This window comes from Mixta intestinalis, from assembly GCF_009914055.1.
GTDB lineage: Bacteria > Pseudomonadota > Gammaproteobacteria > Enterobacterales > Enterobacteriaceae > Mixta > Mixta intestinalis.
The window spans coordinates 4,174,418-4,189,307 of sequence record NZ_CP028271.1 but is presented as its reverse complement, the minus strand read 5'-3'; the positions used below and the strand labels follow the sequence as shown (position 1 = coordinate 4,189,307).

The window sequence follows — 14,890 nt, the reverse complement described above, 5'->3', positions numbered from 1 at the left end:
ACTTCGTGCGCCGCATCACCTGCAAACCATAACCATTCATACCGCTACGCCGGAGAATACCATGGATTATCTACCCTTATTTTGCCAGCTTCGCGGCAAGGTCTGTTTGCTGGTCGGCGCGGGCGATGTCGCCGCTCGTAAGGCCCGCCTGCTGCTTGATGCCGGTGCGCAGCTTCATGTATGTGCACTGGAGTTCAGCCCGCCGTTCAGTGAATGGCAGCAAACGGGCGAAGCAACGCTGATACAGCAGCCCTTCTCCCCGGAACTGCTGGATAAGTGCTGGCTGGTGATTGCCGCTACCAGCGATGAGCAGGTCAATCAGCAGGTCAGCGAGGCAGCGGAAGCGCGTCGCCTGTTCTGCAACGTCGTGGATGCCCCGGCGCAGGCCAGCGCCATCATGCCTTCAATTATCGATCGTGCGCCGTTAACCATCGCTATCTCCTCCGGCGGGCGAGCGCCGGTGCTGGCGCGTCTGCTGCGTGAAAAGCTGGAAGCGCTGCTGCCGCAGCATCTCGGCAAACTGGCGTCGCTGGCGGGCAGCTTGCGCGAACGGGTCAAGCAGCACTATCCAACCGGTGCCGAACGCCGTCGCTTCTGGGAAAAGCTGTTTGTCAGCGATCGTCTGGCACAGTCGCTGGCTAACAACGATACGCCGCAGGCGCAGGCGCTTACTGACGAGCTGTTTAATCAACCGCTGGATAACCGCGGCGAAGTGGTACTGGTGGGGGCCGGACCTGGCGATGCCGGACTGTTGACGCTGAAAGGGCTACAGCAGATCCAACAGGCGGATATTGTGGTATATGACCGCCTGGTTTCCGATGAGGTATTGCAGCTGGCGCGACGTGATGCAGAAAGGATTTTCGTCGGTAAACGTGCCGGTCACCATTGCGTACCGCAGGAAGAGATTAACCAGATCCTGTTACAGCAGGCACAGCGAGGGAAACGCGTGGTGCGGCTGAAAGGCGGCGATCCCTTTATTTTTGGGCGCGGCGGCGAAGAGCTGGAAACGCTGGCGGGCAGCAATATTCCCTTTTCAGTCGTCCCCGGCATTACCGCCGCTTCCGGCTGTTCCGCCTACAGCGGTATTCCGCTGACCCATCGCGATTACGCACACAGCGTGCGCTTTGTGACCGGCCACCGCAAGCAGGAGTATTCGCTGGACTGGGCTAACCTGGCCGCAGAGCAGCAAACGCTGGTGTTCTATATGGGGCTGGCACAGGCGGGGGAAATTCAACGCCAGCTACAGGCGCACGGAATGGCGGGTTCGATGCCGGTGGCGCTGGTTGAAAATGGCACCAGCACGCGGCAACGTGTGGTATGCGGCGAGCTAAGCCAGCTGGAAATTCTGGCAACGCAGGTCAACAGCCCCAGCCTGATTATCGTTGGGCAAGTAGTTGCGCTGCGCGATACGCTACGCTGGTTTTAACGCTATCGTCTGAAGACAGAAAAGGCACCTCAGGGTGCCTTTTTTATTATCAATCGCGAGATTCCAGTTACGGCCTCTTACGGCAGAGCAACAAAACCTACCGCTTCGTAGACTTTTTTCAGCGTCTCCTGAGCATGTGCACGCGCTTTCGCTGCGCCGTCACGCATAACCTGATTCAGGAAAGCTTCATCTTCACGGTAGCGCTGATAGCGTGCCTGCAGCTCGCTCAACATACCGGAAACCGCTTCTGCTACTTCTCCCTTCAGGTGGCCGTACATCTTGCCTTCGAATTCCTGCTCCAGCTGGCTAATACTTTTACCGCTGACGGCAGAAAGAATATCCAGCAGGTTAGAAACCCCGGCTTTATTCTGCACGTCATAGCGTACTACCGGCGGCTCATCGGAGTCGGTTACTGCACGCTTGATTTTTTTCACTACCGATTTCGGATCTTCCAGCAGGCCGATAACGTTGTTACGGTTATCGTCTGATTTGGACATCTTCTTCGTCGGTTCCAGCAGCGACATCACGCGCGCACCAGATTTCGGAATAAACGGCTCCGGCACCTTAAACACATCGCCATAGATAGTGTTAAAACGCTGGGCAATATCGCGGCTCAGTTCCAGATGCTGTTTCTGATCTTCACCAACCGGCACCTGATTGGTTTGGTACAGCAGAATATCCGCCGCCATCAGCACCGGATAATCAAACAGACCGGCATTGATGTTTTCCGCATAGCGGGCGGATTTATCTTTGAACTGCGTCATGCGGCTCAGTTCGCCGAAGTAGGTGTAGCAGTTCAGCACCCAGCTCAGCTGCGTGTGCTCCGGCACGTGCGACTGAACAAAAATGGTGCTTTTTTGCGGATCGATACCACAGGCCAGATAGAGCGCCAGCGTATCCAGCGTCGCTTTGCGCAGCGCGGCAGGGTCCTGACGTACGGTAATGGCGTGCAGGTCAACGATACAGTAGATGCAGTGATAGTCATCCTGCATCTGGACCCACTGACGCATAGCTCCCATGTAGTTACCAATGGTCAGTTCGCCGGAGGGCTGTGCGCCGCTAAATACGATGGGTTTGCTCATACTTTTAAATCCTGATTATTACCGCCCCAATGCGGGCATAAGTTCGATGAAATCATCCAGAACGATATCCGGTTCGCTGGTTGCAATCGGCTCGCCGTAGTTGTAACCGAACGACATGCCGACGCAGGGACAGCCTGCCGCCTTTGCCGCCAGAATATCATTGCGCGAATCGCCAACAAATAGTAACTCTTCCGGCAGCAGGCCAAACTTGCCCAGCACCAGAAACAGCGGGGCCGGATGCGGTTTTTTTGCTACCACGTCATCGCCGCCAATCACTAATGAGAAATATTGATCGATACCGAGCGAACGCAGCAGCGGCGCGATGAAAGGCGTGGGTTTATTGGTCACCAGCGCCAGCGGCAGACCTGCGGCGGCAAGCTTTTCCAGCGTTTGCGCCACGTGCGGAAAGAGCGTGGTGCCTGCTTCCGCCGTCTCGGCATAATATTTATCAAACAGCGTCCTGGCCTCGTGCAGCTCCTCTGCCGTAGGCTGGCGCTCTAATGCCCAGCGCAGCGCGCGCTCCACCATAATATCGGCACCGTTGCCAATCCAGGTTGCCACGCGGGATGCCCCTGCCATCGGCAGCTGCATCGCTTTCAGCGCCAGGTCGACCGCGTCAGCCAGCCCTGGCACACTGTCTACCAGTGTGCCATCAAGATCGAATGCTAACGCGCGAATATTAGTGAAATGCGCCATGACGACTCTTCTCCAGCTCGTTACGCATCGCATCAATCACCTGTTTGTAATCAGGCTGGCCGAAGATAGCCGAACCCGCGACAAACATATCGGCACCCGCCGCCGCGATTTCCGCAATATTATCGACCTTCACGCCGCCGTCTACTTCAAGACGAATATCGTAACCGCTCTCATCGATACGCTTACGCGCTTCGCGCAGCTTATCCAGCGTGCCGGGAATAAATGACTGACCGCCGAAACCTGGGTTGACCGACATCAGCAGGATGACATCCAGCTTATCCATCACATAATCCAGATAGCTCAGTGAGGTTGCCGGATTGAATACCAGCCCTGCTTTACAGCCGTGCTCTTTGATCAGCTGCAGGCTACGATCGATATGTTCGCTGGCTTCAGGATGGAAGGTGATATAGCTGGCACCCGCTTTGGCAAATTGCGGGATCAGGGTATCAACGGGTTTTATCATCAGGTGGACATCGATCGGCGCGGTAATACCGTAGTCACGCAGCGCTTTCAGCACCATCGGCCCCATCGTCAGATTGGGCACATAATGATTATCCATTACGTCGAAATGTACCACATCGCCGCCCGCAGCCAGCACTTTCGCCGTGTCTTCACCCAAACGGGCGAAATCTGCTGAGAGGATTGAAGGGGCCAGCAAAAATCGTTTCATCCGTATCTCCCACTGTATACGCCAGTAAACCTACTGACAGATTACGTCGATCGCGGACGAAACCGGCTAGCGGAAAAGCGCCAGCAGTTCGTCAACTTTAGTGCGACCATTTATGCTTCTGCTGATTGAGCGGCGAGCCTTAACCACATGCAGCACCGCCTCCTGATACCACAGCCGGGTTAGCTCGGTATCATGATTAGAAATAAGCACTGGAATACTGTTTTCCTGCGCCAGCTTAACCGCCAGCTCCGCCAGATGCTGCTGCTCACGCAGGCTGAAACTGTTGGTATGGTAGGCGGTAAAATTCGCCGTAGCGGAAAGCGGCGCATAGGGCGGATCGCAGTAGACCACCGATCCCGCCTGCGCCTTATTCAAAGTAACATCGTAGGATTCGCAGACAAAGGTGGCCTTTTGCGCACGCTCGGCAAAGCCGTAGAGCTCATCTTCCGGGAAGTAGGGCTTACGGTAACGTCCAAAAGGAACGTTAAATTCGCCGCGCAGGTTATAGCGACACAGGCCGTTATAGCCGTGACGGTTCAAATAAAGGAACAGCAGCGCCCGCTGATAATCATCTTTGCTGGCGTTAAATTCGCTGCGGTACGTATAGTAAGCGTCCGCTTCGTTGCTGCGCGCGGTAAATAGCTGGCGCGCGTCCTCCACAAACTCACCAGTGCGTCCTTTAACGATGTTATAAAGGCTGATCAGATCGTTGTTGATATCTGCCAGTATGTAACGCGGATAATCAGTGTTAAGAAACACCGAACCGGCGCCCGACAAAAGGCTCAACCAGGCAGTCACCTTGCGGTAAATGGCGGCGAATATCTTCCAGAAGAGGATATTTTCCACCCGCCCATTTCAGGAAAGCGCGATGTTTTTTCATGCCGTCGTTTTGTTTACTTCTGTTCATCTGGCTGTGGCTATAGCGACAGCATATCTGCGCTTATGAATTTGTCTTACAGCGAGGATGGCAACCTGATGTTGCCATCCTGAGGCCGTCTATAATCGGCTGCGGCAGCGCACTGCCAGAGTACGCTGCCGCAGATATATCAGCGAATTGCTGCTTAATGTCCTGCTTCTTTCTTCACCTGACTTACAGGCTTAACCCAGGGGCTTCTGCGCCTGCACCTCAGCCGGCAGCGAAGCAACGGCACGTTTGGCATCGGCGGGCGTCGCGTAAGAACCGCTCACCAGCACGTACCATGGCTGCCCATTACGCGTGGTCTGATAGACGTGGTAATGGTTCAGGTTCTGCTTTTTCGCCCAGGCATTTAGCGTATCGGCACGTGAGGCGCTGCTCAGCTGCAAGGTATAACTTCCGCCCGGTACGCCTGACGATGCGCTGCCAGCCGCAGGTGATGAATGCGTAGCGCTGGCGGCTGGTTTGCTGCTTTGTTTCGCCACCGGTGCGGCATTTTGCCGGGTTGATGACTGAGTGGCGGCTGGTTTACGCGTCTGGGCGGGCCTGGCGCTATTTTGACGCGGCGCAGTAACCACTCGCCCAACGCTGCCGCTATTGGTAGCACTGGCATCGCCGATGTTGCCGCTAACCGTTGCTGGCGCGGTTGGCAATGAACTGCCGCCGATAGCGCCCTGCGTTGCAGAATCTATCTGGCCCTGCTGATTGGTCAATGCGTTATTAAGATCGCCGGGAAGCTCGACGCGTTGCTGGCCCTGCGGCGCTTCAACCGGCGCGGCCTGAGTCGGTGTTGGAGAAACGGGGGGAACGGAAATCGGCTGAGGCGATGATCCAGCCATCTCGCTGCTGGCGCTACTACCCGGCGTGTTGCCTTGTCCACTCATGGCAGAAGAACCGGAGAGATCGATATTCTTTTCGTTGCCACCGTTGGCTGTAGTCGCGTTGTTGCCCGGCTGCTTAGCGGGTTTGTCTGCGTCAGGCCCGTTTAATGCCGAGCCGATGCCGATAACCAGCAGCAGCAAAACCAGCACGCCGATGCCCATCATCATGCGCTGACGCGATGCCGGTGATTTAGGCGCAGAAGACGCTTTGCGTGGTCGCGTTGGTCGGCGATCGCTGGTATCCGGTTTTAACTCGTCTTCCGGTTTGAACTCATCCATTCAACCTCCCGTCTTACGGCAAACGCCGCCAATGCGCTCCGTTTGCGGCTATGTCACTGTCACGCCTTGCGGCACTCTTCAATTGCGGCAAGCACAATATCATGCGCCACGCCGCCACGCACCTCGGCTTTACCGATTGCAAGCGGCAGCACCAGACGTAGCTCGCCCGCCAGCACTTTTTTATCGCGCAGCATATGCGGCAGATAATCCTGCGCCGTCATCTCCTGCGGCCCATCAACCGGCAGTCCGGCGCGTTTCAGCAAAGCGATAATACGATCGGTATCGGCGGCGCTAAATTGCCCCAACCGTTCAGCGGTGCGGGCCGCCATCACCATCCCGGCAGCCACCGCTTCGCCGTGCAGCCAGTTACCGTAACCCATATGCGCTTCGATAGCGTGACCGTAAGTATGTCCTAAATTCAACAGCGCGCGCAGCCCGGTTTCGCGTTCATCTGCGGCGACAACCTCAGCCTTCAGCTCGCAGCAGCGACGGATGCACTGCGCCATCGCTTCACCGTCTAACGCCATTAGCGCATCGAGGTTATGCTCCAGCCAGCTAAAGAACTCGCCGTCAAGGATGATGCCATATTTGATCACCTCTGCCATACCGGAAGCCAGCTCGCGAGGAGGCAGACTGCGCAGGCAATCGAGATCGATTACGACTGACGCCGGTTGATAGAAGGCCCCAATCATGTTTTTGCCCAGCGGATGATTGACGGCGGTTTTTCCACCAACCGAAGAATCCACCTGCGAAAGCAGCGTGGTAGGAATTTGGATAAAGCGCACGCCGCGCTGGTAGCTGGCCGCGGCGAAACCGGCTAAATCACCGATAACGCCTCCGCCCAGCGCCAGCAGCGTGGTATCGCGACCGTGAGGCTTTTGCAGCAAAGCGGTAAAGACCTGATCCATTACCGCCAGGGTTTTATACTGTTCGCCATCGGGAAGGATAACCTGATCCACTTTGATCCCCGCATCTTCCAGCCGCTGTCGCAGCGAGGCCAGCCAGAGCGGGGCCAGCGTTTCATTGGTTACCAACATAGCCTGGTCGCCTGCCTTCAACGGCCAAAAGGCGGCCGCATCGTTAAACAGACCGGCGGCGATGGTGATCGGGTAGCTACGCTCCCCAAGGGTAACGGTGATCCTCTCCATGACGCTGTATAACCTTTTCGCTATGCCCTCAGGCGATGAATTAGTTCTTTTCCAGTAGATTGATGATCTGATTAGCTACCACTTTCGCACTTTGATCGTCGGTGCGAATGGTGACATCAGCAATCTCTTCATACAGAGGATTTCGTTCATCCGCCAGCGCTTCCAGCACTTCGCGCGGCGGCGTATCCACCTGTAATAAAGGACGCTTCTTATCGCGCTGCGTACGCGCCAGTTGCTTCTCAATAGTGGTTTCGAGATAGACCACAACACCACGGGCGGAGAGACGATTACGGGTTTCGCGGGATTTTACAGAGCCGCCGCCGGTAGCCAGCACGATGCCCTGTTTCTCTGTGAGTTCATTGATGATTTTTTCTTCACGTTCGCGAAAACCTGCTTCGCCTTCAACGTCAAACACCCAGCCCACATCCGCTCCGGTACGTCGCTCAATTTCCTGATCGGAATCGTAGAATTCCATATTGAGTTGCTGAGCTAACTGACGACCAATAGTGCTTTTGCCGGCACCCATAGGCCCAACCAGAAAGATATTGCGTTTCTCTGCCATTTTTTCGGTATTACTAAGACAATGCGTTGATGATACCCCGTCTGCAACGGCCGGGCCGCTGGCGGGACATGAACTGAAACCTCATGAGCGATAGTGCGAGAGTCAGATTAAAAATTATCTCAACACTCAAGGTCGTTTGGCAACCGAATAAATTGCCCGGCTCAGAACGCGCAGCCAGCGCGCGTCACACAGTTCGCTAAGAGTCAAAACCGCTGCCTGTCAGGCAACGTGCTGTCACGGTATCGTGGCGGCAACACATGCATTTGCTCTGCCATAAGCCAAAATCGCTAAACCTTGTAAGCTAATTCCGCTCCTGCGTCAAACGCATATGATACCAGGCCGGGAAAAAAAGCGCTGCTGGCTACTCTTCATGCACCAGGCGCGGCGTAATAAAAATCATCAGCTCCCGACGCTTTTCATCCTGAATATCGTGACGAAAAAGCGCTCCCAGCAGCGGTATATCGCCCAGCAGGGGAACTTTATCACGATTACGCGACGATTCCTGTTGAAATATGCCACCCAGGGCTAATGTCTGCCCCTCTCTGAGGGTAACCTGGGTAGTGATTTCCTGCTTATTAATTGTCAGAATCTCTCTGTCGCCGTTGTTGATATTGCGTCCAGGCACATTCTGACTGATATGCAGCGCCAGGCGAATGCGCCCGTTGGGCTGCACCACCGGCGTAACGTCCATCCCCAGTACCGCTTCCTTAAACTCGATACTGGTAGCGCCATCGCTACCGCTGGATACCTCGTAGGGAATCTCAGTGCCCTGCTTAATACTGGCAGGCTGCTGGTGAGAAGCAATTAATCTTGGGCTGGCGATAATCTCAATTTGGTTCTCCTGCTCCAGCGCGCTTAATTCCAGATTAAGCAGACGTCCATCCAGGCGAGCCAGCGTCAACCCCGCCGCCAGCGACGGCGAGCTGACGCCGAGGTTGAGATTCAGTGTCGGATTACGCAACGCCTGATTGATCATTTCTTCACCTGACAGCTGCCAGCTTACACCCAGCTCACGCAGATGCGTTTCGCTCATGCTGACGATATGCGCCGTTAACTCTACCTGTTGCAGCGGCACGTCCAGCGCATGTACCCAGGCCGCCACGCTGTTAAGTGCCGCAGGCGTATCGCGCAGCAACAGCATATTGGCTCGCGTATCGACGGTCACGCTACCGCGCTCCGTCATCAATTTTGCCCGTTCTGACTGCAGGCTGGCGTTGACGCTGGTGACCTCTGCATGTTGCAGCGTCAACGCCATTTCCTGCAAAGGCTGCTGCTGCGCGCGTTCCTCTTTTTCCGCCTCCTGCCAGCTCTGGGGAAATACAAGCAGCACTGTGCCCTGCTGTTCAATCGTTAGCCGCCCCATTCGCGCCACGAGATTTAACGCCTGCCGCCAGGGAATAGCCTGCAAACGCAACGTCATCTGCCCTTCAACGCCAGGCGCAACCATCAGATTTAGCTGCTGATAGTCTGCCAGCGCCTGTAATACCTGCTCTATCGGCGCATCCTGAAAAGCGACAGAGAGCGGCTCATCCCTGCCCTGTGCGATGGCGCTCAACAGCCACAGCAGCACTATCCCGATCCTCATGATATTTTCCTTTTATTTGCAGCGTAGCCAGCTGCGGCACGCAGCCCAAAGGCGCGCGTAACGTCAGACGAAATGCCACCAGTTCTTCTATCTGCCACTCAGCAAAAGGCATGGGATGGTTGCGCGCCACGCGCAGGATTTTCCCCTGGGGTGAACGTAGCCAACCAACGTAATCCGCAGGCCGCCCGATAATGCCCAACAGTCGCCAGTTTTCCAGCGAAGCCGCTGGCTGCTGGCAAACTACCTGCGGAGCGGCAAAGGGATCGCGTCCGGCGGCAGGTAGACAGATAAACAGCACACCGCTAATCCAGAGATGCTGGCTTATCAAACGCCAAATGAAATGTGGCATACAGACGCGCCTCCTTACGCTGTACGTTAAAAGCGTTCAGCGTAGGCGCGGGCTCGCAGGCGATCAGATAGGCAAAAAGCGTTTTTAGCTGCGCCCAGCTGAGCCACAGCTGTAACAGACTTTCCCGATCGCCTGGCATCCACTGCTCCAGTTCGCTTCCACTGTGTTGCAACAGCGTATAAAGTGAAAATGGCCTGCCTTCGCGCACCATCTCATCCAGAAGCTGTTGATTATGTGCCTGTAACTGCTGTAGACCGCTCTGGTTTAACAGGTGCGTCAGCCGCTGCCGATAGTGGCGCTGCTGCTGCCTCGTTTCCTGCTGTAGCTGGCGAAGCTGCGCCTCTACCGGCGTAATCCAGAGGCTGCTAACGGTTAACGTCACCGCTACCAATAGCCCAAGCAGAGTGAGCCAACGCAGCATTTCTGACATCAATAGCCAGCGCAGCAAAAACTCATTTTTCATCTTTTGCTTCCTCCACCAGTTTTGCCGCCAGCGTGAAGTGATAAAGGCCGTCCTCATTTTTTTGCAGCGCGCCGGGCAACCAGTCCTGCAAAAACTGCGGCAGCCTGAGCCGCTGATTCAGCAATCGGGCAGCCTCAGGCCGCAGGCTGACGCCTTCAATGTGCAGCGCGTGCTGCTGATGTTTTAAAGAAGAGAGCCATAGCTCATCCGGCACGCTGAGCTCAAGCTGACGCATAAAAGTCTGCCAGTAGGCAAGCCGCTGGCGCTGTTGCTGCCGCTGTGCCACCTGCGTCTGTAGCTTTTGCAGCTGCGCGCGAAGTGTGCCGTACCGCTGCGTTAGCAGTTGTAACTGCCGGTCGGCCTGCTGCCATTGCTGCAATATTTCCTGCCGTTGCTGTACGTTTTTTGTCAGACTTTGTCGGGCGGTCAGCAATACCATCAGCGCCAGCAATAACAGCACGCTGCTTCGCCAAATCCAGTGCACCAGCCGCCGTTGCAGCTTACGCTGTCGCCAGTCCAGCAGATTAACGCCGCTCATTACGCTCCTTCCTGATGCAGCGCCAGTCCAAGCGCGAGGGTAAACAGGCCACCGTTGGCGGGCAGCGGAGGCTGTATAAAACGCAGCAGGCTTAACGGCTGCAAAGGCTGCATTCCCATCAGTAGCTCGGCAGAAAGCGCAGCGCTAAACCAGAATTGCTGCGCCGCGGGCAACACCTGCGCCAGCTGCCCGCTTTCCATTATCAGCGTACCCGGTGCCCAGCCTGAAACAGCCTCTTCCCGACCGGGCATAAACCACAGCCAGTGATCGCTAAGCTGATGGATCAGCGCTGCATCCATGGGTAGCTGCATCAGTTCGCCAACGGTTTCCAGTGCGCTACTGGCGGGAGCCACCACGTCGGGCGCTAAATCAGCCTGGGTGAGGGTGAGTAGCCACTGCTTAACGATACTCTGTCGGGCGGCGGTCAGGCATAAGCGCATTTGCGGCTGCGGAACCGCGCAGTAATCCAGCGCCAGTTCGTTGGCCGTGAGTGGAAAGAGACGCTCGGCGGCGGCGCTGGCATAGCGCCCCAGCTCCGGTTCGCGTAGTTGCTGGGGAGGCGCGGCTAAATAACGCTGTAGCACCGCCTGAGACGGAAAACCTATACGCAAAGATATTTTGCGTGGCAGTTGCTTACGCCAGCGCCGTAACAGAGTGATTAAATCAGGGGATTCAATTAAAGTTCCGTTATTCAAAGTATTGTGCGGCAGCGCATGTTGCCACCAGTGGCGTAGCTGCCAGCCATTACGGCGGCGCTGAATAGCTAAGGCGCAGAGCTGCCCGTTCTGAATGTCCAGCCCCACCTGCCAATTCTGAAAAGCCATTTTTGCGCGATCTCCATATCGTCATAATATAAAAGGACGTATCAAAGCGTCTGGCTTGCCTTTATACTACCGCGCGATTGTTTATAAACTGCCCAAATGACATGAAGTGGGAAATCTCAGGTGAAGTTCGTAAAGTATTTATTGATTCTTGCAGTGTGTTGCATTTTGCTGGGCGTTGGCTCGGTTTACGGGTTATACAAATACATTGAGCCGCAGCTTCCGGATGTGAACACGCTGAAAGACGTTCGTTTGCAAACGCCGATGCAGGTCTACAGCGCTGATGGTGAACTTATCGCCCAGTATGGCGAAAAGCGCCGTATTCCTCTGACCCTGGCGCAAATGCCCCCTGAGCTGGTTAAAGCCTTTATTGCCACCGAAGATAGCCGTTTTTATGAGCATCACGGCGTCGATCCGATCGGTATTTTCCGTGCGGCCAGCGTCGCCCTGCTTTCCGGTCACGCTTCGCAGGGCGCCAGTACCATTACCCAGCAGCTGGCGCGTAACTTCTTTCTGAGCCCGGAACGCACCCTGATGCGTAAGATCAAGGAAGCGTTTCTGGCAATCCGCATTGAACAGCTGCTCAGCAAGGATGAAATTCTTGAGCTTTATCTGAATAAGATTTATCTCGGCTACCGCGCCTATGGTGTCGGTGCGGCGGCTCAGGTCTATTTCGGTAAGAATGTCGATGCGCTGACGCTAAGCGAAATGGCGATGATCGCCGGGTTGCCAAAAGCGCCGTCGACGTTCAACCCGCTCTATTCTCATTCACGTGCGCTGTCGCGTCGTAATGTGGTGCTGGCACGTATGCTGGATCAGCACTACATCACGCAGCAGCAATACACGGAAGCGCGCAGCGAACCGTTAGAAGCGAGCTATCACGGGCCAGAAATCGTCTTTTCCGCCCCCTATCTCACCGAAATGGTGCGTCAGGAAATGCTGAAGCGCTATGGCGAGAACGCTTATAGCGATGGTTTCAAGGTTTACACTACCGTTACCCGCCGACTACAGCAGGCCGCGCAGGACGCAGTACGTAATAACGTACTGGCGTACGATATGCGCCACGGCTACCGCGGCCCGGCCAATATCCTGTGGCGAGTGGGCGAGCCCGCCTGGGATCACGCGCAGATTCTGAAAACGCTGAAGACGCTACCGGTCTATGGCCCGCTGTGGCCCGCCGTTGTCACCAGCGCCAACAGCAACGAGGCAACCGCGCTGATGCGCGACGGCAGCAACGTTTCGCTGACGATGGAAGGCGTTCGTTGGGCGCGTCCTTTTAAATCCGATACGCTACAGGGTGCCGTGCCGCGCAGCGTGACCCAGGTGCTCCAGCCAGGACAGCAGATTTGGGTTCGTAAGGTTGAGAATACCTGGTGGCTGGCTCAGGTGCCGGACGTAAACTCTTCGCTGGTTTCTCTTGATCCGCATGATGGCGCGGTACGCGCGTTAGTCGGCGGCTTCGATTTTAACCAGAGCAAATTTAACCGTGTGACGCAGTCGCTGCGTCAGGTTGGTTCAAATATCAAGCCGTTCCTCTACACGGCGGCAATGGATCGCGGTCTGACGCTGGCATCCATTCTGAACGATGTACCGATCTCGCGTTGGGATGCGGGTGCAGGCTCCGACTGGCGTCCTAAAAACTCCCCGGCAGTCTATGATGGTCCGATTCGCCTGCGTCAGGGGCTGGGCCAGTCGAAAAACGTTGTTATGGTACGCGCGATGCGTGCGATGGGCGTCGACTATGCCGCAGAGTATTTACAGCGCTTCGGCTTCCCGGCACAGAACATTGTCCGTACCGAATCGCTGGCGCTCGGTGCCGCCTCCTTTACACCGCTACAAATGGCGCGTGGCTACGCGGTGATGGCGAACGGCGGATTTCTTGTCGATCCTTACTTCATCCGTAAAATCGAAAATGAGAACGGTGAAACGCTGTTTGAGAACAAGCCGCGCATCGCCTGCCCGGAATGCAATTTGCCGGTAATTTATGGCGAAACCAAAAAATCGGTCGCGCTGGGTGAAGAGAGCGTGGAAAACGTCGCGATATCGCAGGAAAACCGTAACGCCACCGTACCGCAGCCTGTCTTACAGCAGGTAGGCGCAGCGCAGCCAGCGGTAGCACAGCAGTACGCGCCGCACGTGATTAATACGCCGCTCTCTTTCCTGATAAAAAGCGCGCTGAACTCCAATATTTTTGGCGAGCCGGGTTGGATGGGAACTGGCTGGCGTGCCGGACGCGATCTGAAGCGCAACGATATCGGTGGCAAAACGGGTACCACTAACAGTTCGAAAGATGCCTGGTTCTCTGGCTATGGCCCTGGCGTAGTGACAACGGTGTGGATCGGCTTTGACGATCACCGCCGCGATTTAGGACGTTCAACCGTCTCCGGGGCGATAAAAGATCAAATCTCCGGTTATGAAGGCGGCGCTAAAAGCGCACAGCCTGCGTGGGATGATTATATGAAAGCCGCGCTGGATGGCGTGCCAGAGCAGCCATTGACGCCACCGCCGGGGATCGTCACGGTAACGATCGATCGCAGCACCGGCAAGTTAGCCAACGGCGGCGGCAATACGCGTCAGGAATACTTTATCGAAGGCACTCAGCCTACCGAGTATTCCGTGCATGATGTCGGCACCACGCTTATGGATAATGGCGAGACACACGAGCTGTTCTGATAACCAGACAAGCGACGTAAAAAGGGGCGATGATTCGCCCCTTTTTTTATCATGTTTATCGCAACGCCCGGTTTCAGCGCTGCTGACCATTTAATAGGCCAGACGCTGCTGTTTTACCAACCATTCGCGCACGAGGAACAGTGCGCTAATGTTACGCGCCTCGCTAAAATCAGGCTCATCCAGCAGTGCCATTAAATTATCCAGCGGCCAACGGATTACCGGCAGCGGCTCTGGTTCGTCCCCTTCCAGTTTTTCAGGATAGAGGTTTTCAGCCACCACCACATTCATTTTGCTGGAAAAGTAAGAGGGAGCCATCGTCAACTTGCCCAGTGCTTCCATCTCTTCTGCGCCAAATCCGGCCTCTTCTTTCAGTTCCCGATTCGCTGCCTCAAACACCGACTCGCCAGCGTCAATCAGCCCCTTCGGGAAGCCCAGCTCATAGGTTTCCAGGCCAACTACATATTCCTGAATCAGCACCAGGTGATTGTCAATAATCGGCACAATCATTACCGCTTCGCGTTCGGAAGGACGCATACGTTCATATACGCGTTGTTCGCCGTTGCTAAAAACCAGATCCACCGCCTCAATGGTAAACAGGCGCGAACGGGCAACGGGCTCAACACTTAAAATTTTGGGTTTCTCTAATTCTCTCGACATGGGGACCCCAGATAGAGCGCGGTTGATGATCGCCGGCCGGTCGTCATGACATCAAGATCGGCAAAAAGATATTGTGCGACAGGCATCACGGGAATCCAATCATCATATGGTTTAATTTACTTTTTTATAACAAACAGAGGTCAC

General features: G+C 55.6%; 13 protein-coding genes and 2 pseudogenes. 2 read left to right on the top strand and 13 right to left on the bottom strand.

Annotation, left to right across the window (positions count from 1 at the left end):
* Window positions 1–61 precede the first annotated feature (61 nt).
* Window positions 62–1,426 (top strand): siroheme synthase CysG, encoded by a 1,365-nt coding sequence (gene cysG, locus C7M51_RS19350; RefSeq protein ID WP_160623158.1) that lies wholly within the window; start codon window positions 62–64, stop codon window positions 1,424–1,426.
* 77 nt (window positions 1,427–1,503) lie between these two features.
* Here cysG and trpS read toward each other — a convergent pair whose 3' ends face one another.
* The 12 genes and pseudogenes from trpS to pilM form a co-directional block, all read right to left on the bottom strand.
* Window positions 1,504–2,508 (bottom strand): tryptophan--tRNA ligase, encoded by a 1,005-nt coding sequence (trpS, locus tag C7M51_RS19345; RefSeq protein WP_160623157.1) that lies wholly within the window; start codon window positions 2,506–2,508, stop codon window positions 1,504–1,506.
* A gap of 18 nt (window positions 2,509–2,526) precedes the next feature.
* Window positions 2,527–3,204 carry a phosphoglycolate phosphatase gene (locus tag C7M51_RS19340; protein ID WP_160623156.1) on the bottom strand — a complete coding sequence of 226 codons (678 nt, stop codon included), beginning with the start codon at window positions 3,202–3,204 and terminating at the stop codon, window positions 2,527–2,529.
* Window positions 3,188–3,874: a ribulose-phosphate 3-epimerase gene (rpe, locus tag C7M51_RS19335; protein WP_160623155.1), complete on the bottom strand. Its 687-nt coding sequence runs from the start codon at window positions 3,872–3,874 to the stop codon at window positions 3,188–3,190. The genes C7M51_RS19340 and rpe overlap by 17 nt, the downstream gene beginning before the upstream one ends.
* Before the next feature lie 66 nt (window positions 3,875–3,940).
* A pseudogene (gene dam, locus C7M51_RS19330) lies at window positions 3,941–4,754 on the bottom strand (adenine-specific DNA-methyltransferase).
* A gap of 181 nt (window positions 4,755–4,935) precedes the next feature.
* A pseudogene (locus C7M51_RS19325) lies at window positions 4,936–5,950 on the bottom strand (SPOR domain-containing protein).
* 59 nt (window positions 5,951–6,009) lie between these two features.
* Window positions 6,010–7,098, bottom strand: coding sequence for a 3-dehydroquinate synthase (gene aroB / locus C7M51_RS19320; protein ID WP_160623154.1), 1,089 nt, complete (start codon window positions 7,096–7,098; stop codon window positions 6,010–6,012).
* 40 nt (window positions 7,099–7,138) lie between these two features.
* A complete protein-coding gene (aroK, locus tag C7M51_RS19315) occupies window positions 7,139–7,660 on the bottom strand; it encodes a shikimate kinase AroK (RefSeq protein WP_038629709.1) in 522 nt (173 codons plus the stop codon).
* A 361-nt stretch (window positions 7,661–8,021) separates the two neighbouring features.
* The gene (hofQ, locus tag C7M51_RS19310) at window positions 8,022–9,245 is read right to left on the bottom strand and encodes a DNA uptake porin HofQ (RefSeq protein WP_160623153.1); all 1,224 of its coding nucleotides are present in this window, start codon (window positions 9,243–9,245) and stop codon (window positions 8,022–8,024) included.
* On the bottom strand, window positions 9,187–9,594 hold the full coding sequence (locus C7M51_RS19305) for a HofP DNA utilization family protein (RefSeq protein ID WP_160623152.1): 408 nt from the start codon (window positions 9,592–9,594) through the stop codon (window positions 9,187–9,189). The genes hofQ and C7M51_RS19305 overlap by 59 nt, the downstream gene beginning before the upstream one ends.
* Window positions 9,548–10,057 (bottom strand): HofO family protein, encoded by a 510-nt coding sequence (locus tag C7M51_RS19300; RefSeq protein ID WP_160623151.1) that lies wholly within the window; start codon window positions 10,055–10,057, stop codon window positions 9,548–9,550. The genes C7M51_RS19305 and C7M51_RS19300 overlap by 47 nt, the downstream gene beginning before the upstream one ends.
* A complete protein-coding gene (locus C7M51_RS19295; RefSeq protein WP_160623150.1) occupies window positions 10,047–10,595 on the bottom strand; it encodes a PilN domain-containing protein in 549 nt (182 codons plus the stop codon). Before C7M51_RS19295 ends, C7M51_RS19300 begins: the two co-directional genes overlap by 11 nt.
* On the bottom strand, window positions 10,595–11,419 hold the full coding sequence (gene pilM / locus C7M51_RS19290) for a type IV pilus biogenesis protein PilM (RefSeq protein WP_160623149.1): 825 nt from the start codon (window positions 11,417–11,419) through the stop codon (window positions 10,595–10,597). Before pilM ends, C7M51_RS19295 begins: the two co-directional genes overlap by 1 nt.
* Before the next feature lie 120 nt (window positions 11,420–11,539).
* Here pilM and mrcA point away from each other — a divergent pair, with 120 nt between their 5' ends.
* Window positions 11,540–14,089, top strand: coding sequence for a peptidoglycan glycosyltransferase/peptidoglycan DD-transpeptidase MrcA (mrcA, locus tag C7M51_RS19285; RefSeq protein WP_160623148.1), 2,550 nt, complete (start codon window positions 11,540–11,542; stop codon window positions 14,087–14,089).
* 90 nt (window positions 14,090–14,179) lie between these two features.
* On the opposite strand, the gene nudE is transcribed toward mrcA, so the two are convergent.
* Window positions 14,180–14,746, bottom strand: coding sequence for an ADP compounds hydrolase NudE (gene nudE, locus C7M51_RS19280; RefSeq protein WP_160623147.1), 567 nt, complete (start codon window positions 14,744–14,746; stop codon window positions 14,180–14,182).
* Window positions 14,747–14,890 lie beyond the last annotated feature (144 nt).

Excerpts from the sequence above, each read along its gene's own strand:
- nudE (WP_160623147.1), bottom strand. The coding sequence starts at position 14,746 with ATGTCGAGAGAATTAGAGAAACCCAAAATTTTAAGTGTTGAGCCCGTT.
- pilM (WP_160623149.1), bottom strand. The coding sequence starts at position 11,419 with ATGGCTTTTCAGAATTGGCAGGTGGGGCTGGACATTCAGAACGGGCAG.
- aroB (WP_160623154.1), bottom strand. The coding sequence starts at position 7,098 with ATGGAGAGGATCACCGTTACCCTTGGGGAGCGTAGCTACCCGATCACC.
- C7M51_RS19305 (WP_160623152.1), bottom strand. The coding sequence starts at position 9,594 with ATGCCACATTTCATTTGGCGTTTGATAAGCCAGCATCTCTGGATTAGC.
- cysG (WP_160623158.1), top strand. The coding sequence starts at position 62 with ATGGATTATCTACCCTTATTTTGCCAGCTTCGCGGCAAGGTCTGTTTG.
- aroK (WP_038629709.1), bottom strand. The coding sequence starts at position 7,660 with ATGGCAGAGAAACGCAATATCTTTCTGGTTGGGCCTATGGGTGCCGGC.
- C7M51_RS19340 (WP_160623156.1), bottom strand. The coding sequence starts at position 3,204 with ATGGCGCATTTCACTAATATTCGCGCGTTAGCATTCGATCTTGATGGC.
- C7M51_RS19295 (WP_160623150.1), bottom strand. The coding sequence starts at position 10,595 with ATGAGCGGCGTTAATCTGCTGGACTGGCGACAGCGTAAGCTGCAACGG.
- hofQ (WP_160623153.1), bottom strand. The coding sequence starts at position 9,245 with ATGAGGATCGGGATAGTGCTGCTGTGGCTGTTGAGCGCCATCGCACAG.
- trpS (WP_160623157.1), bottom strand. The coding sequence starts at position 2,508 with ATGAGCAAACCCATCGTATTTAGCGGCGCACAGCCCTCCGGCGAACTG.
- rpe (WP_160623155.1), bottom strand. The coding sequence starts at position 3,874 with ATGAAACGATTTTTGCTGGCCCCTTCAATCCTCTCAGCAGATTTCGCC.
- C7M51_RS19300 (WP_160623151.1), bottom strand. The coding sequence starts at position 10,057 with ATGAAAAATGAGTTTTTGCTGCGCTGGCTATTGATGTCAGAAATGCTG.